The organism is Streptomyces sp. CA-210063 (assembly GCF_024612015.1).
GTDB lineage: Bacteria > Actinomycetota > Actinomycetes > Streptomycetales > Streptomycetaceae > Streptomyces.
Map to the genome: position 1 here is coordinate 6,950,761 of NZ_CP102512.1, position 24,074 is coordinate 6,974,834.

Sequence of the window (24,074 nt, forward strand, 5' to 3'; positions counted from 1 at the left end):
TTGTAACCGCTCACGCCTGCGACTGTCAATAACAACAGTGATAGCCTCTAACCATGACGGAAGCCGAGGACGCGAAGACCCCCCGCGAGCGCTACCGCGCCCAGGTCCGCGCGGAGGTCAAGAAACACGCGTGGGAGCAGATCGCCACAGCGGGCGCCTCCGCGCTCTCGCTCAACGCGATCGCCAAACAGATGGGCATGAGCGGCCCCGCGCTCTACCGGTACTTCGCCGGCCGGGACGAACTGATCACCGAGCTGATCCGGGACGCGTACCGAAGCCTCGCCGACACCTTCCGCGCCACCTCCGAGGCCGGTGCCGACGTGGCCGCGCTGGCGACGGCCCTGCGCGAGTGGGCCCTGGCCGACCCCCACCGGTACTTCCTCGTCTACGGCACCCCCGTGCCCGGCTACCACGCGCCCCGCGAGATCACCACGATCGCGTCCGAGATCATGGCGGACCTGCTCGAGGCCTGCGCCACACTGCCCGCGGACGGACCCACGCCCCTCCACCGGGCCCTGACCTTCTGGACCCGCCTGCACGGCGTCCTGTCCCTCGAACTCGCGGGCCACTTCGACGGAATGGGGTTCGACCCCGCGCAGTTCTACGCGGCCGAAGTCGACGCCCTCCTCACTCCCTGAAGGGGCGTTGGCCTACGAAAAAAATTCTCAGGAGACCGTGCAACCCTCTCCGCACCCGGTGGGTCGTACTTGGCATCAGGACTTCTCGGAGGGGGATCCGGGGGGATCGCGGGGGTTCTGATACGGAGGGGAAAGCCGAGGGGCCCGGTCCACTGGACCGGGCCCCTCGAAACATGTTCAGCACTTGCTCAGCCGCTCAGAAGAACACCCCGCACCGCAACAGCACATTCGCGTACGGCCGCGCCTCCCCGGTCCGTACGACCAGCCGCGCCCCCGCCGACAGCTCCTTCAGCCTCTCGTGGGAGACCAGCACCAGCTCGGGGAAGCGGTCCTCCAGCAGCGCCCCGGCCTCCGGGTTCGCCCCGTGGACCTCGCGCGCGGCGGTCGCGCCCTCGACCACGAGCTCGTCGAGCAGCCCGTCCAGCACCTCCGCGAAGGACGGCACCCCGGCCCGGAACGCGAGGTCGACCACCCGTGGCCCCTCCGGTACGGGCATCCCGGCGTCGCACACCAGCACCCCGTGCCCGTGCCCCAACTCGGCGATGGCACCGGCGAGATGGCGGTTGAGTATCCCGGCCCGCTTCACAGCGCGGCGACCTCCTCGGCGGTGGGGAACGACACCTGTGCCCCGGCCCTGGTGACGGCGGCGGCCCCGACCCGGGCCGCGTACGCGGCGGCCTCGGCAGGCTCCGCGCCCGCGCCCAGCTTCCACGCCAGCGCCGCGGTGAACGCGTCCCCGGCCCCCGTGGTGTCCACGGCGTCCACCTTCACCGCCGCCACCCGCGCACTGCCCTCGGTGTCGGCGACCAGCGCCCCCTCCGCGCCCAGCGTGACGACCACCGAACGCGGCCCGAGCGCCAGCAGCGCCCGCGCCCAGTCCTCCGGCGAACCCGCCAGCTCACCCCCGACGATGACCTGCGCCTCGTGCTCGTTGACGATCAGCGGATCACAGGCGGCCAGCACCTCCGCGGGCAACTCCCGGGGCGGCGACGGGTTCAGCACGAAACGCGTGCCGTCCGGCAGCCGCCGGACGACCTCCACCACCGTCTCCAACGGGATCTCCAACTGCGCCGAGACCACCCGAGAGGCCCGCAACAGCGCGTCGGCCGCCCGTACGTCCTCGGGGGTCAGCCTCCCGTTGGCGCCGGGCGACACCACGATGCTGTTGTCGCCCGACGGGTCCACCGTGATCAGCGCCACCCCGGTGGGCGCACCGCCGACCAGCACCCCCGCCGTGTCGACCCCGGCCGCGCGCTGCGAGTCGAGGAGCAGCCGGCCGTGCCCGTCGTCACCGACCCGCGCCAGCAACGCCGTACGCGCCCCGAGCCGGGCCGCCGCCACCGCCTGATTGGCACCCTTGCCGCCCGGATGCACGGCCAGATCCGAGCCGAGCACGGTCTCGCCCGCCCCCGGCCGGCGCTCGACACCGATCACCAGGTCGGCGTTGGCCGACCCCACGACCAGGAGGTCGTAGTCGTACATGAACCATCTCCCTGTGCAGGTGGGTTGGAGCTGCTCTCAGCCGTCGGTCGTCAGCCGTCGGTCGTCAGCCGCCGAACTCGGCCACGTTCTCCGACGTGACCACCTTCACCGGCACCATCACCGACTTCTCGACCTTCTCGCCCTCGGCGGCCTTGACCGCGTTGCGCACGGCGATCCTGCCGAGTTCGGCGGGCTGCTGCGCGACCGACGCGTACAGCGTGCCTTCCTTGACGGCCTTGAAGCCGTCGGCGGTGCCGTCGAAGCCGATGACCTGGACGGACTTGCCGGCCTTGGCGCCGAGGGCCTTGATCGCGCCGAGGGCCATCTCGTCGTTCTCGGCGAAGACGCCGTCGATGTCGGGGTTGGCCTGGAGGAGGTTCGTCATCACGTCGAGGCCCTTGGTGCGGTCCCAGTCGGCGGGCTGCTTGGCGAGGACCTTGATGCCCGGGTAGGCCTTCAGACCCTCGGTGAAGCCGGCGCCGCGCTCACGGCTGGCGGAGGTGCCCGCCTGGCCCTGGAGGACGACGATCTCGCCCTTGCCGCCCAGCTTCTCGGCGAGCGCCTTCGCGGCCAGCTTGCCGCCGCTGACGTTGTCGGAGGCGACGAGCGCGGCCGTGTTCGCGCCGTTGACCGCGCGGTCGACGGCCACCAGCGGGATGTCCGCCTTGTTCACGGCCTTCGCCGCCGGGGTCACCGCGTCGGAGTCCACCGGGTTGACGATGATCGTGCCGAGGCCCTCACTGGTGAAGTTCTGCAACTGGTTGGCCTGCTGCGAGGCGTCGTTCTGCGCGTCGGTGACGGACAGGTCCACGCCCAGCTTCTTCGCCTCGTCCTGCGCACCGGCACGGATCTGCACGAAGAAGGGATTGTTGAGGGTCGACAGCGAGAGCCCGATCTTCTCGCTCTTCGCCACCGACGACCCGCTGTGCAGGAAAGACGTCGCCCCCACGACGGCCACCGCGACCACCGCGGCCAGCACATACGTCACCGCCTGCTTGCGCCGCTCCCCGGAGCCCCCGGCACCGGCCGGCAACGCGGTCGCCCCGGCCTTCCGGCGGACCGTGTCCACCAGTACCGCCAGCGCGATCACCACACCGATGACGACCTGCTGCCAGAAGGCGGAAACGGACAGCAGATTCAGCCCGTTCCGAAGCACCGCCAGGATCAGCGCGCCGATCAGCGTCCCCGACGCCTTGCCCGTACCGCCGGCCAGCGAGGCACCGCCGATGACGACCGCGGCGATCGCGTCCAGCTCATAGCCCTGCGCGGCCTGCGGCTGCGCGGAGGAGAGCCGGGAGGCGAGCACGATGCCCGCGGCGGCGGCGAACAGACCGGACAGGGCGTAGATCGCGAGCTTCTGCCGCTTCACCCGCAGGCCGGAAAGGCGGGCCGCCTCCTCGTTGCCACCGATCGCGTACATGGCCCGCCCGATGTACGTACGCCCGAGGATCACGGCCGTGACGAGCCCCAGGACCACCATCACCAGGACCGGCACCGGCAGCCAGCCGCCGAGGTTGTCCCCGAGGTGCGACACCGACTCCGGGAACGCGATCGGGCTGCCCTGCGAGATCACCAGCGACAGACCGCGCCCCACCGACAGCATGGCGAGCGTCGCGATGAACGGCGGCAGCTTCCCGTACGAGATGAGGAAGCCGTTGACGAGACCGCACGCGATGCCGGTGGCGATCGCCAGGATCACGGCTATCCAGACCGGTACGCCCTCCGAAGTGGCGCTCCAGGCGAGGACGGTGGCCGAGAGGGCCGCCACCGAGCCCACTGACAGGTCGATGCCCGCCGAGACGATCACGAAGGTCACGCCGAAGGCGAGGATCGCGGTGACGGCGGCCTGGACGCCGATGTTGAGCAGGTTGTCGGCCGTCAGGAAGTCGCCGGACAGCACCGACATCACGACGACGAGGACGATGAGGGCGCTCAGCGCGCCGTTGTCGAGCAGGAGCCGGCGAAGCCCCGAGGCGCCACTCGCGCCCGTCGTGCTCTTGAGCGTGTCAGCGGCCACGGGGGGCCTCCTTCTCAGCGGTGAGGGTGGTGGGGTGGGAGACGGCGAGCGCCATCACGGCGTCCTGGGTGGCCTCGGCGGCGGGCAGTTCGCCCGCGATCCGCCCCTGGGCCATGACCAGCACCCGGTCGCTCATGCCGAGCACCTCGGGCAGGTCACTGGAGATCATCAGCACGGCGGCACCGGCGGCCGTCAGCTCGTTGATCAGCTCGTAGATCTCGACCTTCGCGCCGACGTCGATCCCGCGCGTCGGCTCGTCGAGGATCAGCACCTTGGTGTCCGCCAGCAGCCACTTGCCGATGACGACCTTCTGCTGGTTGCCACCGGAGAGCGTGCGTACGTGCTGGTGCAGCCCGGCCATCCGGACCCCGAGCTGCCCCGCTACCCGCGCCGCGCTCTCCCGCTGCCCCTTGAGGTCGACGAACCCGCCCCTGGTGGCGCCCCGCAGGGTCACCAGACCCAGGTTCTCCTCGACGGACGCGTCCAGCACCAGCCCCTGGCCCTTGCGGTCCTCGGGGACGAGCCCGATCCCGGCCGTCATCGCCGCGTTGACGTCGTCCTTGGGAACCGGGGCCCCGGCGACCCTCACGGCCCCCTTGTCGTACGGGTCGGCGCCGAACACGGCCCGCACGACCTCCGTACGACCGGCCCCGACCAGCCCGGCGATGCCGACGACCTCACCGGCCCGCACCTCGAAGCTCACGTCATGGAAGACGCCGTCCCGGGTGAGCCCCTCGACGACGAGCAACGCCTCCCCGGCGCCGGAGTCGCCCTGCTGCCGCGGATACTGCTGCTCGATCGACCGCCCGACCATCAGCCGTACGAGCTCGTCCTGGGACGTGGAGGCGGGCACCTGCCCGACGCTCTTCCCGTCGCGAATGACGGTGACCCGGTCACCGAGCGCGGCGATCTCCTCCAGATGATGGGTGATGAAGATGATCCCCACCCCGTCCTCGCGCAGCCGACGCACGATCGAGAAGAGCTTCTCGACCTCCTCGGTCGTCAACACGGCCGTCGGCTCATCCATGATCAACACGCGGGCGTCGAGACTCAGCGCCTTCGCGATCTCGACCATCTGGAGCCGAGCGATACCGAGTTCACGCACGCGCGCGCGTGGGGACACGTTCACGCACACCCGCTCCAGCAGCTCGGCGGCCTCGGCCTCCATCCGCTTGCGGTCGATCAGCCCGAAGCGGCGCGGCTGCCGCCCCAGGAAGATGTTCTCGGCGACCGTCAGATCGGGTACGAGGTTGAACTCCTGGTAGATGGTCGCGATCCCGAGGCGCTCGGAGTCCTGCGCGCCATGGATGCGCACCTCCTCGCCACCGGCCAGGATCCGCCCGGCGTCGGGCGTGTACGCACCGGAGAGCATCTTGATGAGGGTGCTCTTGCCGGCGCCGTTCTCACCGAGCAGTACGTGCACCTCGCCCCGGCACAGATCGAAGTCGACGCCGTCCAGCGCGACCACACCGGGGAAGGATTTCCGTATGCCTTCGATGCGCAGCAACTCGTCCGGGTTGCTCACGTCTGGCTCCTGTTCGTTACGGGGGACGGCTCTGGGGAAGCCGGTCGCTCTGGGGGAGCGGGCTCGCCGCATGAGCGGCGTACGACGAGACGGGCGGGGAGGGTGACGGACTGCGGGGGCCGCCCCTCGATACGGTCGACCAGTGCGCGTACGGCGGCGCGCCCCAGCTCACCCGTGGGCTGGGCGATCGCGGTGATCGGCGGATCGGTGTGCACGAACCACGGGATGTCGTCGAAGGCGGCCAGCGCGAGATCGTCCGGAACACGCATCCCCCGCGCGCGTACGGCGTCCAGCGCGCCGAGCGCCATCAGGTTGTCCGCCGCGAACACGACCTCGGGCGGTTCCGGCAGATCGAGGAAGCCCTCGGTGACCCGGCGCCCGCTCTCGGCCTGGAAGTCGCCCTGCCCTATGTAGGCGTCGGGAAGTTCGAGACCGTACGCGCGCAGCGCCTCCCTGAAGGCCGCCACACGCTCCTGACCGGTGGTGGTCGCCGCAGGCCCCGCGATGATCGCCAGCCGCCGGTGCCCGAGCCCGTGCAGATGCGCCACCAGATCCCGTACGGCTCCCCGCCCGTCCGCCCGGACGACCGGCACCTCCATCCCCGGGATCCACCGGTCCACGAACACCATCGGCGTCCCCGCCCGCGCGGCGTCCAGCATCAGCGGGGAGCCGCCGTCGGTGGGGGAGACCAGGAGCCCGTCGATCCGCCGGTCCAGCAGGGTCCGTACGTGGTGGTCCTGCAGATCCGGCCGCTCGTCGGCGTTGCCGATGATCACGCTGTAGCCGAGCGCGCGGGCCTCCTCCTCCACGGAGCGGGCCAGTTCCGTGAAGTACGGGTTCATCACGTCACTGATGACCAGGCCGAGGGTGCGGGTCTGGTCGGTGCGCAGGGAGCGGGCGACGGCGTTCGGGCGGTAGCCCAGCGTGCCGACGGCGGCCAGCACACGCGCGCGTGCGTCGGCACTGACCGACGGATGGTCGTTCAGGACCCGCGACACCGTGGCGACGGACACACCCGCCTCGGCAGCGACGTCCTTGATGCTCGCCATCACCGCTCCACCTCCTCGTGGAATCGATTACATCGATGTGTAGGGAGGATTGGAATCGATTACATGGCGATGCGGCAAGGGCGCGGCAGTGGCTGAAATCCAATTGTGACCGAGGCGTCGTGACTGGGATGCGCGGTGTGCCCAGGCTCAGGAGACGCGGGCATTGGCGGATCAGTCTTCGTTGGGCCGCCACAGCCAGCGCAGAGCGTCCGGCAGCAGGACGCCGCCGTGGTTGGGGCTGTGTCCGCCGTCTCCCAGGACAAGGCGGAAGTCATAGCCCGCTTCAGCGAGAGCGGCTGCCACGCGCAGGTTTTCGGCGAGCCAGTTCCACTGTGGCTCATTCCAGTGCAGGTCGCGGTGGCCGCCTTGCATGAAGACGCGCAGCGGCTTGCGGGGCACGCGGGAGATGAGGTCTGGGTAGGGGTTGCCGTCCGGCATCTGCGCGAAGCTGGACAGGTATCCGATGACGCGGCGGAACTTGTCCGGACGCAGCCACGCGACGGTAAAGGCGCAGTTGCCGCCGCTGCTCCCGCCGCAGATGCCCCACCTCTCGGGCGACTTGGCGAGGGTATAGCGCTCCGCAACCTGCGGGATGATCTCGGTGAGGAGGAAGGTGACGTACCGGTCGTCGAAGGCGTCGTACTCGTTGTTGCGGTTCTTCGGGTTCTCCGCATCGAGGAAGACGCCAGGATCGACGAACACACCGATGGTGACGGGGATGTCGCCGCGGTGAACGAGGTTGTCCAGGACGATCGCGCCGCGTACTTCCCCTGCGGGGTCCAGGTACCACCATCCGTCCTGGAACACCATCAAGGATGCCGGTTCCGCCGGGTCGTACTGTGCAGGCACGTGTACCCAGAACTTCCGGAAGGTTCCCGGATAGACCTCGCTGTCCCCCCAGTCGAACGCGACCGTCTCGCCAGCAGGCACGCCCGGCTGTGGACGGAATCGGGTCCGTGGACGTAGCGCACGTCCGACTGGTCGATCGGAAGTGGCTGGTAGGGCATCTCGATGGTCACGGGGAGCAACCGTAGGACGATCACCACCCTCGACCGCAAGGAGTTTTCAAGAGGGCCCTACGCCGCCGCCGGCTCGCACCACACGTACTTGCCCGGGCTGCGATCTGGCCGACGGCATCCACCCCCAGTACTTCGTGCAGGCCGCGACGAGACCCAGCCCGCGCCCGCCCTCCTGCTCACCCACCCGCTCCAACGGCCGTGGTGGCTCCGGCGGTTCGGGATCGGACGTCCCACGCCCCGATCCACACCATGCCCTCCGCCGACCGCCGCACCCGGAGCGCGGCGGGCCCCTTCGTGTGCAGTGCGGCATTCGGACCAACTCGGTCGCAAGCAACTCCGCGGTGTCCACGAGGCCGGTGAGGCCGTGCATGGTGAGCATCAGGCGCAGGGTGCGGCGGCAGATGGTCACGGCTCTGGGGTCGTTGGGGATGTGGAGGGTGTAGTCCCAGGTTTCGGGCATGGGTCATCAACTCCGGTGAATGAAGGGGGATTTCCGCGCACGGTGGCATTGCCGACGCCGTCGTGGCAGGACGGAGCGGTGCGCTTCCGTAACGTGTTCGTCGCGTCACAGACGCTATGGGTAACCTGTAACCCGAATCAAGCCGGTCGCGGGATCCGGCCCCGAAAGAGGAGAGCAAGGCATGGTCCAGAGGCGTGAACCAACGGCTCGTCAGGTACGCCTGGGCATCGAACTGCGCAGGCTCCGCGAGGCCGCCGGCCTGACAGCCATCCAGTCGGCGGCGCTTCTCGGAGCAAACAGAGTGCAGATCAGTCACATTGAGTCGGGGCTCATCGGGGTGAGTGAGGAAAGACTGCGCCGACTCGCGTCCCATTACGCCTGCACGGACGTGGAGTTCATTGACGCACTGGTCGCTATGGCCACGGACCGGACGCGGGGTTGGTGGGAGGAGTACCGGGGGAGGTTGCCAACGCCGTTTCTGGACCTGTCGGAACTTGATCACCATGCGGCGTTCCAGCGGGATGTGGCCATCCTGTACGTACCGGGCCTCCTCCAGACAGAGGACTACGCTCGTGCGGTCTTTTCATCCAGGCTGCCTGAACTCACGCCCGGCGAACTGGAGTTGCGCGTACGCCATCGAATGGCTCGACAGGGGAAGGTCGATTTCCCCCACGAGATCGTGATCCATGAGGCCGCGCTCCGCATCAGGGTCGGTGACCGCGCTGCCGCCAGGGCTCAACTCGCCCGGCTCCTTGAGCTTTCCGAAGAGGACCGCATCACATTGCGTGTCATCCCCTTCGACTTGGACGGCTTCGCCAGGGCCTCAAGCGCCATGACTTACGTCGGTGGCCCTGTATCCAAGCTGGACACCGTGGTGCGCGACGCCCCTCATGGCTCGATGCTCATCGATTGCGAGGCTCAACTCACCAGTTATCGAATGCGTTTCCGTAGGGTGGAGGCGGTATCACTCGAACCGGATAGGTCGCGTGACTTCATCAACCGCTTGGCGAAAGAGTTGTGAGGCCCTCGATGAGCAACTGGCGAAAGTCGTCCTACTCCGGCGACGGCGATGGCGACAACTGCGTGGAGATAGCCACCACCGCCACCCACATAGCCGTCCGCGACTCCAAGAGCCCCACCACCCGCACCCTCGCTTTCCCGGTCGCCGCCTTCACTCCCTTCCTCGAAGCCCTGAAGGCACATCCCCGCCACTGATGCCCGCACCCCTGCCAGACCCTGGATGTGCCCTGGTCTTGGGGCTGTCCGGCACTGGTGGAAACTCAGGTGGCCTCAGCGCACGATCTGGGTAGAGTCGGGCGATGCCCGAGCTGAAGCGGCTGCATGCCGGCCACGCCCCGGCGGTTCTGGCCTTCGAGCTGGCGAACCGCGCCTACTTCGCTGCCTCGATCTCCGACCGCGGCGACGACTTCTTCGACCAGTTCACCGACCGGTACGACGCTTCGCTGGCCGAGCAGAAGGCCGGCATCTGCGCGTTCTACGTGCTCGTCGCCGAGGACGGCTCGGTACTCGGCAGGTTCAACCTGTACGACTTGGAGGGCGGCACTGCCAGACTCGGCTACCGGGTCGCGGAGCGGGTCGCCGGCCGCGGCGTGGCGACCGCGGCCGTCCGGGAGCTGTGCCGGATCGCGACCACGAGGCACGGCCTGCGCACACTGCGGGCGGCCACCTCCCACGACAACGCCGCGTCCCAGAAAGTCTTGACCAAGGCCGGGTTCGTCCCGGTCGGCCCTGCCACCCCGGCCGATCTCGGCGGCAAGTCAGGTACCTGGTACCAGCGCGACCTCCAGCCGTAGACCTTGATCGTGCTCGTGGGTCGGCTGTCGTAGGCGCGACAAGCGAGTCCCACCAACGGACTGGGCGGACCGAAAACACCCCGGAAGGCGTCCGCCGCGGCCCTTGGGACGGACCGCGGCGGACGACCGGTCAGGAGGCGCCGGTCAGGAGGTGCCGGTCAGGAAATGCCGGTCAGGAGGTGCCGTCAGGAGGTGAACGGTGTGGACCCGTCCTCCGCGACGATGCTCCACAGATGGTCGGCGGTGCCGTTGTCGTCCCACTGCAGGGCCTGCGCCCCGGACGACTTGGACATTCCGTCGATGCCCAGCACCAGCCCGCTGTTCTTGTTGACGAGCTTGGCGTAGCCGCCCCCGGCGTCCACCACGGACCACAGATGGTCGGCGGTGAGCGTGTCACCCCACTGCAACGCCGTCGCACCGGCGGTCGTGGAGGCGCCGCTGATGCCGAGCACCCGCCCGCTGTGGGTGTTGAAGATCTTGTAGTAGCCGTTCTCGGCCGGGGCGATCTTCCACCAGTGGTTGGCGGTGCTGTCGGTGGTCTGCTGCTGTACGGCGCCTCCGGGGGCGATCGAGGAGCCGGCGACACCGAGCTCCAGGTTGCTGTTCTTGTTGGTGATCTTCACCCGTGGTGTCTCCGGGTACCAGGACTCCAGCTCGGTGACGCCGACGAACTTGCCCGCCTGCGGGGTGAAGACGACCCGGAACTGCGAGGTCGTGATCGTCGGGAAGGTGACCTCGTTGGGGTTGTTGGCGACCGGCGCCGCCGGGCTCTTCGTCTGGCTCGGGACGTTCACCCACGCGCCGTCCTTGAGGTACTGGACGGTGTAGCTCGCCGGGACGCGGATGTTCGCGCCGTCGTCGTAGGTGTAGAACTTCACCTCGTTGATCTTGCGCGGCGCGCCGAAGTCGACGCCGAGGTGGTCGGTGGCGTTCGGTGAGCCGGAGTTGGTCCACCGGTCGTCGGGGATCTTGTCGTAGCGGATCCAGCCATCCGTCGCCCGCAGCGGGGCGTCGAAGGTGGTCGGCTTGCAGGTCTGGCCGCTGTGGCAGTGCGGGCCGTTGGAGACGGTGTTGGTGTAGGAGGCGAAGGCCTTCGGGTAGGGCTGGGTGATGGCGCGGCCCAGCCAGTCCTGCTCGGCGGTGAGCGGGTTGGCCGCCACGTTCATCATCCGCGCGGGCTGCGCCGGGGTGACGGGGGCGGCCACGTTCACGGTGGTGTTGCCGGCGGTCGAGGACTGGTGGATGCGCTGGCCGTCCTGGAAGACCTGCAGGCCGCTGCCCTTGCCGTAGTGCGAGCCGTCCCGGTCCCAGCGGATCGAGAGGGTGTGCCCGTGGTAGGGCACGTTCTCCACCGCGAAGTAGTCCCAGCCGGACGGGATCAGCGGCTTCAGCACCAGCGTGTTGCCCGCCTGCGGCTTGATGCCCAGCAGACCGGTGAGCACCAGGTCGTTGAAGCTGGAGTGGTTGTAGTGCTCGCTGAAGTTGAACCCGTCGTAGATCCACTCGCCGGTGTCACCGTTGGCGGCCTCGGCGACGTAGGGCTTGCCGTCCTTGTGCTGGAGGTCGGCGAACTGGGCCAGCATCGTCTGGTAGTCGGCCTTGGTGACGAAGTTCTGCGCGGGGTAGTCCTGGAGCAGGTTGGCGAGGCCGGTCAGGATCTGGCTGGTCTGGTAGGGCCAGCTCGGGCCGTTCCAGTGGCAGCAGTTGGCGTCGTCGCGCTTCTGCTCGGCGGGGATCGCCTCGTAGTTGAAGTACGGGTTCGCGGTGATCCGGTCGAGCTCGGCGAAGCCCGTTCCCTTGGCGAACTTCAGCGTGTTGGCCCCGGCCTTCATCGGGACCTGCACGGTGACGGACTTCGACTCCGAGAACTGGCCCCAGCTGCCGCCCAGGGCGTAGCTGACGGTGAGCGGGTTGGCGGTGTCGCCGTTCACGACGACCTTGTGGGTCGACGTGGCGGAGGTGGCGTTGGCGTAGTGCACGGTCACCGGGTACGTGCCGGTGCCGGGCGCGTCCACGGTGAAGGTGACGGAGCTGTCGTCGAAGTCGATCTGCCCGACGTACTTGCCGTTGGAGGCCGTCGAGGAGTTCTGGGTGTTCGCATGGACGACGGTGGCCTGCTCGGCCTCGAAGTCGTGCACCCGCTCCAGCGTCGTGGGCCCGAACGGCGCCTTGAACCGCTTGGAGTCGGTCAGGTACTTCCACGCCGAGGAGTACTGCGCGTCCGGCAGGTTGAACGCCCAGGGGGCGAAGCCCATGGCCTCGCGCCAGGTCGTCCTGGTCTGCTTCAGGGTGCCGTTGGTGCTGTCCGTGTTGTAGACCTGCATGAAGAAGTCGCGCTGCGGGTCCCACAGCGAGTTCTGCACGGCGGCCTTGAGCTGCGCGGCCTTGGCGTCGTACTCGTTCGCGGTCGCCGTGTCGCCGTTCAGCGTGGAAATCCTGCTGATCGCCTGGGCGGCGCTGAACATGTACGCGTTGATCGTGGGCCGGAAGCCACGGCCGCCGCTGAACCAGTTGCTGCTCTTCATCGACGTCTCGGTGTACTCCGTGGCGTCGGACAGCGGGGTCTGGTGGTACAGGTCGCTGGTGGACTGCGTGCCGTTGACCGTGATGTCGGTGGTGAAGTTCGAGTCCCACCGCTTGTACAGCGCGATGAGGTGGGGGAGCGCGGACTTGATCTGCGCGGCGTCCCCGGTGACGAGGTAGCGCTGGTACGCGGCGCTGGTGATCCACTCGCTGAAGTTCCGCGCGCCCGAGTTGCCCGCCCCGCGCAGCCAGAAGTCCAGGTAGTCGCCCGCGTAGTCGCGGTTGTGCAGCCAGCGCCCGTCCAGCAGGTGATAGCCGGTGGCGTCCGGGAGCGCGGTGTACGGGTTCCCCGCGTAGCCGATCGGCACGTCGTACTCCGTCGACACGTACCCGGTGCCCGGCACCGTGTAGCGCAGCGCGCGCTTGAAGGTGCTCCACCGGTAGTAGTAGACGTCGTCGATGTCGTTGTCGGGCGTGTCCAGGAACGGGATGTTGTCCTTGTACCACTTGCGCTCGTCGAGCTGCTGGGCGGCGAGGATCGCGTCCTTGTCCAGCGCGACCGCGTTGGGGTCGTCGGCGGCTCGGGCCTCGGATGCCCCCGGCCCTGCCGACAAGAGGCTGATGGACAACACCGAGCCGCACAGGGCGGCCAGCGCGCGGCTGCGACGTCTGAGGCGGTAACGCATAGAGGTGTCCTCCATTGGGCACTCATGCGGTGGCTCGAAATGTTCGAAATGGCGAACACTGTTCGAAATTCTGCGCGACGGTAATGACAGGCCCGAAAGGAAGTCAAGAGGCGCGACAAGAGTGGGTCAAAGCGGCGCAAGCGGGCGGTGTGCCCACGGCCGGGGCACGGACTCGTGCCAGGGGCGGTCCGCTCTGTCGGACCCCGGCGGTAGCGTCGGATCATGGTGGCGAATCAGACGGAGGGCGGGGAGCGTCGACTGGCCGTCCTCGAAGGCGTACTGGAGCGGATCACCTACGCCAACGAGGACAACGGCTATACGGTCGCGCGCGTGGACACCGGCCGTGGCGGCGGTGATCTGCTCACGGTCGTCGGCGCGCTCCTCGGCGCCCAGGTCGGCGAGTCCCTGCGCATGGAGGGCCGCTGGGGCTCCCATCCGCAGTACGGCAAGCAGTTCACCGTGGAGAACTACACGACGGTCCTGCCCGCCACCGTCCAGGGCATCCGCCGCTATCTCGGATCCGGCCTGGTCAAGGGCATCGGCCCCATCTTCGCCGACCGGATCACCCAGCACTTCGGCCTGGACACCCTGAAGATCATCGAGGAGGAGCCCAAGCGCCTCATCGAGGTCCCCGGCCTCGGCCCGAAGCGCACCAAGAAGATCGCCGATGCCTGGGAGGAACAGAAGGCGATCAAGGAGGTCATGCTCTTCCTCCAGACGGTGGAGGTGTCCACGTCCATCGCCGTGCGCATCTACAAGAAGTACGGCGACGCGTCGATCTCCATCGTGAAGAACCAGCCGTACCGCCTCGCCTCGGACGTCTGGGGCATCGGCTTCCTCACCGCCGACAAGATCGCCCAGTCCGTCGGCATCCCGCACGACAGCCCGGAGCGCGTCAAGGCGGGTCTCCAGTACGCCCTGTCGCAGGCCACCGACCAGGGCAACTGCTACCTCCCGGAGGAGCGGCTGATCGCCGACGCGGTCAAGCTCCTCCAGGTCGACACGGGCCTCGTCATCGAGTGCCTGGCCGAACTCGCCCTGCCCGACGAGGACTCCGGCGAACCCGGTGTCGTCCGGGAGAAGGTCCCCGGCGAACACGGCGAGCCGGTCACCGCGATCTACCTCGTCCCCTTCCACCGCGCCGAACTCTCCCTCTCCGCCCAGCTGTTGCGCCTCCTGCGCACGGACGAGGACCGCATGCCCGGCTTCCGGGACGTGGCCTGGGACAAGGCGCTCGGCTGGCTCAAGGGCCGTACGGGCGCGGAGTTGGCCCCCGAGCAGGAGGCGGCCGTCCGGCTCGCGCTCACCGAGAAGGTGGCCGTCCTGACGGGCGGGCCGGGCTGCGGCAAGTCCTTCACCGTCCGCTCGATCGTCGAACTGGCCCGCGCCAAGAAGGCGAAGGTCGTCCTGGCCGCCCCCACCGGCCGCGCCGCCAAACGCCTCGCCGAACTGACCGGTGCCGACGCCTCCACCGTCCACCGCCTCCTCGAACTGAAGCCCGGCGGTGACGCGGCCTACGACAAGGACCGCCCCCTCGACGCCGACCTGGTGGTCGTCGACGAGGCCTCCATGCTCGACCTCCTCCTCGCCAACAAGCTGGTGAAGGCGGTGCCTCCGGGGGCGCACCTGCTGTTCGTCGGGGACGTCGACCAACTGCCCAGCGTCGGCGCCGGCGAGGTCCTCCGCGACCTGCTGGCCGACAACAGCCCCATCCCGGCCGTCCGCCTGATGAAGGTCTTCCGCCAGGCCCAGCAGTCCGGGGTGGTGACCAACGCGCACCGGATCAACTCCGGGCACCACCCGGTCACCGAGGGCATGAAGGACTTCTTCCTCTTCGTCGAGGACGACACGGAGGAGGCCGGGCGGCTCACGGTGGATGTGGCGGCCCGTCGTATTCCGGCCAAGTTCGGGCTCGACCCCCGCCGGGACGTGCAGGTGCTGGCGCCCATGCACCGGGGGCCGGCGGGCGCGGGCAACCTCAACGGGCTGCTCCAGCAGGCGATCACGCCCGCCCGGCCCGACCTGCCCGAGAAGCGGTTCGGCGGCCGCGTCTTCCGCGTCGGCGACAAGGTCACCCAGATCCGCAACAACTACGACAAGGGCGAGAACGGCGTCTTCAACGGCACCGTCGGCGTGGTCACCGCCCTCGATCCGGTCGACCAGCGGCTGACCGTCCGCACCGACGAGGACGAGGAAGTGGCGTACGAGTTCGACGAACTGGACGAGCTGGCGCACGCCTACGCGGTGACGATCCACCGCTCCCAGGGCAGCGAGTACCCGGCCGTGGTCATCCCCGTCACCACGGGGGCGTGGATGATGCTCCAGCGCAATCTGCTCTACACAGCGGTGACCCGGGCGAAGAAACTGGTCGTCCTCGTCGGCTCCCGCAAGGCGATCGGCCAGGCGGTGCGCACGGTGTCCGCGGGCCGGCGGTGCACGGCCCTCGACTTCCGGCTCGCGCCCCGGGCCCTGCAGCCCGCAGGATCGTCATGAGGACCCTCTCGCGACGCCTCGGCGACACGTGAGTGAAATTTGATCGATCAAATGAGTCGTAAAGGTCACACAGCCCTTCCAGATGTCGAACGGAGGGGGCAGGATGAGCAAGTTGGCGGCACTCAGTGCCGCCGATAGGCCCGATGGTCGACCCCGAGTGCACTCTCCTGAGCCAATTGGGGGATGGTAGAGACAGTCAGGGCACCTCGAAGATGAGGCACTACGTCGGTGAGGGAAGACGTGAGCGACAACTCTGTAGTACTGCGGTACGGCGACGGCGAGTACACCTACCCGGTGATCGACAGCACCGTCGGCGACAAGGGCTTCGACATCGGGAAGCTCCGGGCCCAGACCGGTCTGGTCACCCTGGACAGCGGATACGGCAACACCGCTGCTTATAAATCCGCCATCACCTATCTCGACGGCGAGCAGGGCATCCTGCGCTACCGCGGCTACCCGATCGAGCAGCTGGCCGAGCGCTCCACCTTCCTTGAGGTGGCGTACCTGCTCATCAACGGTGAGCTTCCGACCGTGGACGAGCTCTCCACTTTCCAGGGCGACATCACGCAGCACACCCTGCTGCACGAGGACGTCAAGAACTTCTACCGGGGCTTCCCGCGTGACGCCCACCCGATGGCGATGCTGTCCTCCGTGGTCAGCGCCCTGTCGACGTTCTACCAGGACAGCCACAACCCGTTCGACGAGCGGCAGCGCAACCTCTCCACGATCCGCCTGCTCGCCAAGCTGCCGACCATCGCGGCGTACGCGTACAAGAAGTCGATCGGTCACCCGTTCGTCTACCCGCGCAACGACCTCGGTTACGTCGAGAACTTCCTGCGCATGACCTTCTCGGTCCCGGCCCAGGAGTACGACCTCGACCCGGTCGTCGTCTCCGCGCTCGACAAGCTGCTGATCCTGCACGCGGACCACGAGCAGAACTGTTCGACCTCCACGGTCCGCCTGGTCGGCTCCTCGCAGGCGAACATGTTCGCCTCGATCTCCGCGGGTATCTCCGCGCTCTGGGGCCCGCTGCACGGCGGCGCCAACCAGTCCGTCCTGGAGATGCTGGAGGGCATCCAGGCGAACGGCGGCGACGTCGACTCCTTCATCCGCAAGGTGAAGAACAAGGAGGACGGCGTCCGCCTGATGGGCTTCGGCCACCGGGTGTACAAGTCCTTCGACCCGCGCGCCAAGATCATCAAGGCCGCCGCGCACGACGTCCTCTCCGCGCTCGGCAAGTCCGACGAGCTGCTGGACATCGCGCTGAAGCTGGAGGAGCACGCGCTCTCCGACGACTACTTCGTCTCGCGCAACCTCTACCCGAACGTGGACTTCTACACGGGTCTGATCTACCGCGCCATGGGCTTCCCGACCGAGATGTTCACGGTCCTCTTCGCCCTCGGCCGCCTGCCGGGCTGGATCGCCCAGTGGCACGAGATGATCAAGGAGCCGGGCTCCCGCATCGGCCGCCCGCGCCAGATCTACACGGGTGTCGTCGAGCGCGACTTCGTGCCGGTCGAGGCGCGTTAGCTCCGCTGGTAGGGCCGAGTTCGTCTGCGGGTGTGTGGGGGCTGGTCGCGCAGTTCCCCGCGCCCCTTTCGGGCCTTCGGCCCTCAATCGGGCCGCCACTCCTTCCGGCAACCGGGCCGTGACCCCTTCGGGTCGCGGCCCTCTTGCGGTCCCGGGGCCTCTTGCGGGTCGCGGGCCCTCATGCGCATAGAAGAAGGCGCCCTGCAACGCTGGTCCCCCCACGGGCCGGCGAGCAGGGCGCCTTCCCATGTCCCGGTGCGGATTCCCCCCACGGGATCCGGCCGGGCGTCTGGTGGGCCAGCGCCTGAATCGCTGGGCAGAACGAGCAGAACTCGTCGTACCACTGTGTTGTGCTGTGTACCTTTTACTGCGGTCTGCCGGGACGCGTACGTACGGGAGGGCCGCTCAAAGCTCCCCGGTGCACGTGCCCCGGCAACGCAATTCCGGGAACGTCCCCCAAGACATCCCCAGATGCCAGTCACGCCCCCCAAGACGCTTCTGACATCGCCAACTTAGACTCACGAACCCCTTCGGTGGTTACGTTCCCGTCACTGTGATCTGCGTCTCTTGCCATATGTCCTGAAGATGCGCAAGAGACCCGATACGGCGATCGAGACCCCAGCGTAAGGATGATGCGTGAGCCTTGTGAAGAGCTTATGTGAGGCTACTTCCGGACTCTAGAGGCACTTTTGCCCGGCGGTCATGAAAATGTCCTGAGTCGCAAGCTGTTCGTTACCACGAATACGGACGAAAAGGCCATTGCGGCCCCCGCGATCATCGGGTTCAGCAGCCCGGCGGCGGCCAGCGGCAGCGCGGCCAGGTTGTATCCGAACGCCCAGGCCAGATTGCCCTTGATGGTGGCCAGGGTCCGCCGCGACAGCCGGATGGCGTCGGCGGCCACCCTCAGGTCCCCGCGGACAAGCGTCAGATCGCCCGCCTCGATCGCCGCGTCCGTCCCCGTGCCCATGGCGAGCCCCAGGTCGGCCACGGCCAGCGCGGCCGCGTCGTTCACCCCGTCCCCGACCATCGCGACCGTACGGCCCTCACGCTGGAGCCGGCGGACGACGTCGACCTTGTCCTGCGGCAGCACCTCGGCGATCACGTGCTCGGGGGAGACGCCGACCGCCGCGGCCACGGACCGGGCCACCCGCTCGTTGTCCCCCGTCAGCAGCACCGGTGTGAGCCCGAGCGCCCGCAGCCGCCGCACGGCCTCGGCGCTGGTCTCCTTGATCGCGTCGGCGACCGTGACGACACCGAGTGCCACCCCGTCGCGGGCGACCACGACCGCCGTGTGCCCCTCGTGCTCGGCGGTCTTCTTCGCGCTCTCCAGGGCCTCGGGGAGCGGGCCGTCGAGGATCCGGCCCACCTGGACCTCGTAGCCCCCCACGAGGCCGCGTACGCCCTTGCCCGGCAGGTTCTCGAAGCGCTCGACGGCGGGCAGTGCGCCGAGGCGGTCCTCGGCGCCCGCGGCGATCGCCCGGCCGACCGGGTGTTCGGAGGCGTGTTCGACGGCGCCCGCGAGACGCAGGACGTCCTCTTCGAGGGCGTCCTCGGCGGCGTACACCTTCCGGAGGGTCATCCGGCCGGTGGTGACGGTGCCGGTCTTGTCCAGGACGACGGTGTCGACGCGGCGGGTGGACTCCAGGACCTCGGGGCCCTTGATGAGGATGCCGAGCTGGGCGCCGCGGCCCGTGCCGACCAGCAGGGCGGTCGGGGTGGCGAGGCCGAGCGCGCAGGGGCAGGCGATGATCAGGACCGCGACGGCCGCCGTGAAGGCGGCGGTGGTGTCGTCCGTGACGCCGAGCCAGGCGCCGAAGGTGGCGACCGCGACGAGGAGGACGGCCGGGACGAAGACGGCGGAGATCCGGTCGGCGAGCCGCTGCACCTCCGCCTTGCCGTTCTGCGCGTCCTCCACCAGCCGCGCCATCCGCGCCAGCTGGGTGTCCGCGCCGATCCGGGTCGCCTCGACGACGAGCCGGCCCCCGGCGTTCACGGTCGCGCCCGTGACGCCGTCCCCGACGGCCACGTCCACCGGTACCGACTCGCCGGTCAGCATGGACGCGTCGACGGCGGAGGAACCCTCGACGACGGTCCCGTCGGTGGCGAACTTCTCCCCGGGCCGTACGACGAAACGGTCGCCGACCGCGAGCCGCCCGACCGGGATCCGCACTTCACGCCCCTGGCGGAGCACCGAGACGTCCTTGGCGCCCAGCTTCAGCAGCGCCCTGAGCGCGGCGCCCGCGCGGCGCTTGGAGCGGGCCTCCAGATAGCGGCCCAGCAGGATGAACGCGACGACGCCGGCGGCCACTTCGAGGTAGATCGTCGACGAGCCCGTCGTACGGGCCACCGAGAACTCGAAGCCGTGCCGCATCCCCGGCATGCCCGCGTGTCCCCAGAACAGGGCCCACAGGGACCAGCCGAAGGCGGCGAGGGTGCCGACCGAGACGAGTGTGTCCATCGTGGCCGCGCCGTGCCGGAGGTTGGTGAACGCGGCGCGGTGGAAGGGCAGCCCGCCCCATACGACGACCGGCGCGGCGAGCGTCAGCGAGAGCCACTGCCAGTTGTCGAACTGCAGGGCGGGGATCATGGACATGAGGATCACGGGCGCGGCGAGCAGCGCCGAGACGGTGAGCCGTTGCCGCAGGGAGACGAGTTCGGAGTCCGCCGCCTCGGCCCCGGCGGGCTCGTCCTGGACGTCCTCCGGGGGAGCCGGGGGCGGTGGCTCCTCGGCCGTGTAGCCCGTCTTCACCACGGCGGCGATCAGATCGGCCACCTCCACCCCGGCGGGATAGGAGACTTTCGCCTTCTCCGTCGCGTAGTTCACCGAGGCGGTGACCCCGTCCATGCGATTGAGCTTCTTCTCGACGCGGGCCGCGCAGGAGGCGCAGGTCATCCCGCCGATGGTCAGCTCGACCTCATGGACGGGGTCGCTTATGGGGGCGACTGCCGTGGTGCTGGTCATGTCCGTGTCCGTGCTGACCTCGTCCGTGCTGACCTCAGGCCTTGCCGACCAGTTCGAAGCCCGCCTCGTCGACGGCGGCGCGCACGGCCTCCTCGTCGAGCGGGGCGGCCGAGACCACGGTGACCTCGCCGCTGGAGGCGACGGCCTTCACGGACGAGACACCGTCGAGCTCCGTGATCTCGCTCGATACGGCGCCCTCGCAGTGCCCGCAGCTCATCCCGCTCACCTTGTAGACGGCGGTGACGGAACCCTGGGTGTCGGTCTCGGTGGTCATGTCGTTACTCCTCATCGGGGCATGTGGGGTTCGGGTAACCCTTCAGGACGCCTACCTTATACCCCCTAGGGGTATGAATCCAAGAGGGGGGTGGGGCGGGCGTGGTGGGGTGCCGGGGCGTCCGGGGGTGTCCGGTGCGCGGCGGGGATTCATGGACCCCGCCGGGGAGTCGCCGGTCTCAGCGGGTGGGGGCGGGGGCGGCGCCGGAGGGCCTGGCGGCGGGTCTGTCGCCCACCAGCGGTTCCAGGTAGCGCAGGACGACGTTCTTCAGCTCCTGGATGTACGCGTCGCGCTCGGCGCCCTCGTGGGCGAGCACCAGCTCCAGGCCCGCCATGTACACGCTGATGCAGACCCGGGCGGTGCGCGTGACGTCGGCGGCCGGCTTGTCGGGCAGCAGCGGCGCGAGGAGGGCCTCGACCCGTGCGACCAGGGTCGTGTGCAGGGTGTCGTGCTGCTCGGCGATACGGCCGGGGACGTCCGGGCCGTGCATCAGGGCGAAGAACACCGGGTGTTGGCAGTTGAAGTCGATGAAGCGGTCGACGGCCGCCGCGACGGCCTCCTCCAGCGGGGTGGCCGGGTCGACCGGGGCGAGCGCCTCGCCGTACGCCGCCTGCATCTCGTGCATGAGCCGCTCGCCCAGCTCGATCGCGATCGCTTCCTTGTTCGGGAAGAACTGGTACAGCGTGCCCGGCGAGACCCCCGCCTCGCGGGCGATGGCGTTGGTGCTGGCGGCGGTGTACCCGGTCGAGGTGAACACGGCGGCCGCGGCTTCGAGGAGTTGGGCGATACGGCGCTCGCCGCGGGCCTGGCGGCGGCGCGGCTGCTCCTTCTCCTGGTTGGTGGCCACGCGGTTATCCCCAGCTTTCCGGACGTGATTGACAAACGCGAGTGGTCACTCGCATTCTGGTGAAACGCGAGCGATCTCTCGTGTTTGCCAGTGTATGGCTTGGCTTTCCCATGCTGCCTTGCCGCGCACAGCACGGTTCAGATGCCTTGCCGCGCACAGCACGGTTCAGATGCCTTGCCGCGCACAGCACGGATCAGATGATCAGAGTGAAGGGGACACCGCACCATGACCGAAGTCAACCGGCCACCCCGAGTCGGAGGCTGGACCAGGTTCGTGACCGCGCGCCCCCGGCTCTCCCTGCTCGTCGCCCTGGTGCTCACCGCCCTCGCGGTCGTGGCGGGCAGCGATGTCGCGGACCGCCTCGGCAGCGGCGGCTGGGAGGACCCGGGCGCCCAGTCCACCTACGCGACGAAGGCCCTGGAGCGCGAGTTCTCCGACTCCAACCCGAACTTCCTGCTGCTGGTCGACGCGGGCGGCGCCTCGGTCGACGATCCGGCGGTCGCCGCCGAGGCGAAGAAGCTGACCGACCGGCTCGCCGCCGAGAAGGGCGTCACGGGCGTCGGCTCCTACTGGCAGACCGGCGCACCGGCCCTGCGCGCGGAGGACGGCAAGGAGGCCCTGATAGCGGCCCGCCTCACCGGTGACGAAACCGCGGTGAACAAGACCCTGGACCGCATCGCCCCCGAGCTCCGCGGCACACACGGCCCGGTCGACGTCAAGGTCGGCGGCATCATCGCCGTGCGGCACGAGATGCAGACGATCATCCAGGAGGACCTGCTGCGGGCCGAGATGATCGCCCTGCCGGTGACCCTCGTCCTGCTGGTCATGGTCTTCGGCAGTGCGGTCGCCGCCCTGCTGCCCCTCGGCGTGGGCATCGTCGCGATCCTCGGCACCAACGCGATCCTGCGCGGCCTCACGGAGGTCACGGACGTCTCGGTCTTCGCCCTGAACCTCACCACGGCGATGGGCCTGGGCCTGGCGATCGACTACGCCCTGTTCATCGTGCGCCGCTTCCGCGAGGAACTCGCCTCCGGCGCCGAACCCCTGCCCGCCGTGGCCACGACCCTCCGCACCGCCGGCCGCACGGTCCTCTTCTCCGCCCTCACGGTCGCCGTCTCCCTGGCCGCGATGATGGTCTTCCCGCAGTACTTCCTGAAGTCCTTCGCCTACGCGGGGATAGCGGTGGTCCTCCTGGCCGCGGCGGCCGCCCTGATCCTCCTCCCCGCGGCCCTGGTGCTGCTGGGCGACCGGGTCAACGCGCTGGACCTGCGCAAGCTGTTCAAGCGCCGCAAGACGTCCGACACCGCAGCAGGCTCTCCGCCCGTGGAGGAAGGCGCGGCCTGGGGCCGCATGGCAACCCTCGTCATGCGCCGAGCCCCCTACTTCGCCATCGCCACGACAGCCGGCCTGGTCCTCCTGGGCCTGCCCTTCCTGGGCGTGAAGTTCGGTACGGCCGACGACCGCCAGCTCCCCTCGACCGCCGAGTCCCACGTGGTGCAGCAGCACATCCGGGAGGGCTTCCCTGGCACCCCCGGCGGCGGCCTGGAGGTCCTCGCCGAAGGCAAGGCGACGGAGGCCCAGTACGCCGCGTACAAGGAGCGCATAGCCGACCTGCCCGAGGTGCTCCGCGTGGAGGGCCCCCTGGTGAAGGGCGACTGGGCCTACTTCACCGTGCAGCCGAAGGGCGAGGCGGTCGACGAGGGCGCGCAGAGCCTGGTGGACGACATCCGGGCGATGGACGCCCCCTTCGACACCTCGGTGACGGGCACGGCGGCGGTCCTGGTCGACACGAAGTCGGCGATAGCGGAAGGCCTTCCCTGGGCCCTCTCCTTCATCGCGATAGTCACCCTGCTCCTGGTGTTCCTCCTGACCGGCAGCGTCCTGATCCCCCTCCAGGCGGTCCTGCTCAACGCGCTCAGCCTCACCGCGATGTTCGGCGCGCTGGTCTGGGTCTTCCAGGACGGCCACCTCTCCGGACTCCTCGCCTTCACCAGCCCGGGCTCCATCGAGACCACCCTCCCGGTCCTGATGTTCTGCGTGGCCTTCGGACTCTCCATGGACTACGGCGTCTTCCTGCTCTCCCGCATCAAGGAGGAGTACGACCACACCGGCGACCACACCGCCTCCGTCCGCTTCGGCCTCCAGCGCACCGGCGGCCTCATCACCGCGGCCGCCGTCATCCTGGCCGTGGTCATGGTGGCCATCGGCACCTCCCGAGTGACCAACACCAAGATGCTCGGCCTGGGCATAGCCCTGGCCGTCCTCATGGACGCCATGGTCATCCGCAGCCTCCTGGTCCCGGCGGTCATGCGCCTGACCGGCCGCGCCACATGGTGGGCACCGGCCCCGCTGAGGAGGTTCCACGAGCGTTTCGGACTGAGCGAGGGGGAACCGGCGCCTACGGCGCCCCCACAGCCCCACGAAAACACGGACAAGCCGGAGCCGATCTCCAGCCACTCCGAACCTGAGGCACTGAGGCGCTGAGCTGAGGAACTGAGGCCCTGAGGCACGACCGGCCCGAAGGGCCGTCGTGCCTCAGGGGCGCGGGGAACTGCGCGACAAGCCACGACGCTCCGACACGTACAAACGCACACCGGGCCCCCAGATCCCGCAGCGGGGGCCTGGGGGCGGCAGCCCCCAGAAAGGGGGTCGAAGGGGCGCAGCCCCTGGGTGATGGGACGGGTAGGGGCGGCGGGGGCGAGAAACCCCATACCGACAATGCGATGCTGACCGGGGTCCGAAAGGGACCAACGGC

At 69.1% G+C, this 24,074-nt stretch carries 17 protein-coding genes and 1 pseudogene; 7 read left to right on the plus strand and 11 right to left on the minus strand.

Going from position 1 to position 24,074, the window contains the following annotated elements; all coding sequences use genetic code 11:
* The first annotated feature begins 53 nt into the window (after nt 1–53).
* The gene (locus JIX56_RS30415; protein ID WP_257545206.1) at nt 54–638 is read left to right on the plus strand and encodes a TetR/AcrR family transcriptional regulator; all 585 of its coding nucleotides are present in this window, start codon (nt 54–56) and stop codon (nt 636–638) included.
* 196 nt (nt 639–834) lie between these two features.
* On the opposite strand, the gene rbsD is transcribed toward JIX56_RS30415, so the two are convergent.
* The 7 genes and pseudogenes from rbsD to JIX56_RS30450 all read right to left on the minus strand — a co-directional run bounded on the left by rbsD (nt 835) and on the right by JIX56_RS30450 (nt 8,190).
* The gene (gene rbsD, locus JIX56_RS30420; RefSeq protein ID WP_257545207.1) at nt 835–1,224 is read right to left on the minus strand and encodes a D-ribose pyranase; all 390 of its coding nucleotides are present in this window, start codon (nt 1,222–1,224) and stop codon (nt 835–837) included.
* Nucleotides 1,221–2,120: a ribokinase gene (locus JIX56_RS30425; protein ID WP_257545208.1), complete on the minus strand. Its 900-nt coding sequence runs from the start codon at nt 2,118–2,120 to the stop codon at nt 1,221–1,223. The genes rbsD and JIX56_RS30425 overlap by 4 nt, the downstream gene beginning before the upstream one ends.
* Nucleotides 2,121–2,184: 64 nt before the next feature.
* Entirely contained in the window at nt 2,185–4,137 is a 1,953-nt protein-coding gene (locus tag JIX56_RS30430; RefSeq protein ID WP_257545209.1) for an ABC transporter permease/substrate-binding protein, read from the minus strand.
* Nucleotides 4,127–5,662, minus strand: a complete 1,536-nt coding sequence (locus JIX56_RS30435; protein WP_257545210.1) for a sugar ABC transporter ATP-binding protein — start codon at nt 5,660–5,662, stop codon at nt 4,127–4,129. The genes JIX56_RS30430 and JIX56_RS30435 overlap by 11 nt, the downstream gene beginning before the upstream one ends.
* Nucleotides 5,659–6,711, minus strand: coding sequence for a LacI family DNA-binding transcriptional regulator (locus JIX56_RS30440; RefSeq protein WP_257545211.1), 1,053 nt, complete (start codon nt 6,709–6,711; stop codon nt 5,659–5,661). Before JIX56_RS30440 ends, JIX56_RS30435 begins: the two co-directional genes overlap by 4 nt.
* A gap of 171 nt (nt 6,712–6,882) precedes the next feature.
* Nucleotides 6,883–7,641 carry an alpha/beta hydrolase gene (locus JIX56_RS30445; protein WP_257545212.1) on the minus strand — a complete coding sequence of 253 codons (759 nt, stop codon included), beginning with the start codon at nt 7,639–7,641 and terminating at the stop codon, nt 6,883–6,885.
* 146 nt (nt 7,642–7,787) lie between these two features.
* Nucleotides 7,788–8,190: pseudogene (locus JIX56_RS30450) on the minus strand (ATP-binding protein).
* A gap of 181 nt (nt 8,191–8,371) precedes the next feature.
* Here JIX56_RS30450 and JIX56_RS30455 point away from each other — a divergent pair.
* The 3 genes from JIX56_RS30455 to JIX56_RS30465 all read left to right on the plus strand — a co-directional run bounded on the left by JIX56_RS30455 (nt 8,372) and on the right by JIX56_RS30465 (nt 10,004).
* The gene (locus JIX56_RS30455; protein WP_257545213.1) at nt 8,372–9,211 is read left to right on the plus strand and encodes a helix-turn-helix domain-containing protein; all 840 of its coding nucleotides are present in this window, start codon (nt 8,372–8,374) and stop codon (nt 9,209–9,211) included.
* A gap of 8 nt (nt 9,212–9,219) precedes the next feature.
* The gene (locus JIX56_RS30460; RefSeq protein ID WP_257545214.1) at nt 9,220–9,405 is read left to right on the plus strand and encodes a DUF397 domain-containing protein; all 186 of its coding nucleotides are present in this window, start codon (nt 9,220–9,222) and stop codon (nt 9,403–9,405) included.
* Between the two features lie 104 nt (nt 9,406–9,509).
* Nucleotides 9,510–10,004, plus strand: coding sequence for a GNAT family N-acetyltransferase (locus JIX56_RS30465; RefSeq protein ID WP_257545215.1), 495 nt, complete (start codon nt 9,510–9,512; stop codon nt 10,002–10,004).
* Between the two features lie 185 nt (nt 10,005–10,189).
* Here JIX56_RS30465 and JIX56_RS30470 read toward each other — a convergent pair whose 3' ends face one another.
* On the minus strand, nt 10,190–13,213 hold the full coding sequence (locus tag JIX56_RS30470; RefSeq protein WP_257545216.1) for an MGH1-like glycoside hydrolase domain-containing protein: 3,024 nt from the start codon (nt 13,211–13,213) through the stop codon (nt 10,190–10,192).
* 222 nt (nt 13,214–13,435) lie between these two features.
* On the opposite strand from JIX56_RS30470, the gene recD2 reads away from it, so the two are divergent.
* Nucleotides 13,436–15,706 carry an SF1B family DNA helicase RecD2 gene (gene recD2, locus JIX56_RS30475; RefSeq protein ID WP_257545217.1) on the plus strand — a complete coding sequence of 757 codons (2,271 nt, stop codon included), beginning with the start codon at nt 13,436–13,438 and terminating at the stop codon, nt 15,704–15,706.
* 240 nt (nt 15,707–15,946) lie between these two features.
* Nucleotides 15,947–17,236 carry a citrate synthase gene (locus JIX56_RS30480; RefSeq protein ID WP_257545218.1) on the plus strand — a complete coding sequence of 430 codons (1,290 nt, stop codon included), beginning with the start codon at nt 15,947–15,949 and terminating at the stop codon, nt 17,234–17,236.
* Between the two features lie 700 nt (nt 17,237–17,936).
* Here the strand turns inward: JIX56_RS30480 and JIX56_RS30485 are convergent.
* The 3 genes from JIX56_RS30485 to JIX56_RS30495 form a co-directional block, all read right to left on the minus strand.
* On the minus strand, nt 17,937–20,198 hold the full coding sequence (locus JIX56_RS30485; protein WP_257545219.1) for a heavy metal translocating P-type ATPase: 2,262 nt from the start codon (nt 20,196–20,198) through the stop codon (nt 17,937–17,939).
* A gap of 34 nt (nt 20,199–20,232) precedes the next feature.
* Nucleotides 20,233–20,472 (minus strand): heavy-metal-associated domain-containing protein, encoded by a 240-nt coding sequence (locus JIX56_RS30490; protein ID WP_257545220.1) that lies wholly within the window; start codon nt 20,470–20,472, stop codon nt 20,233–20,235.
* A gap of 178 nt (nt 20,473–20,650) precedes the next feature.
* Entirely contained in the window at nt 20,651–21,319 is a 669-nt protein-coding gene (locus JIX56_RS30495; RefSeq protein ID WP_257545221.1) for a TetR/AcrR family transcriptional regulator, read from the minus strand.
* Nucleotides 21,320–21,544: 225 nt separating this feature from the next.
* Here JIX56_RS30495 and JIX56_RS30500 point away from each other — a divergent pair, with 225 nt between their 5' ends.
* A complete protein-coding gene (locus JIX56_RS30500) occupies nt 21,545–23,803 on the plus strand; it encodes an MMPL family transporter (protein WP_257545222.1) in 2,259 nt (752 codons plus the stop codon).
* Nucleotides 23,804–24,074 lie beyond the last annotated feature (271 nt).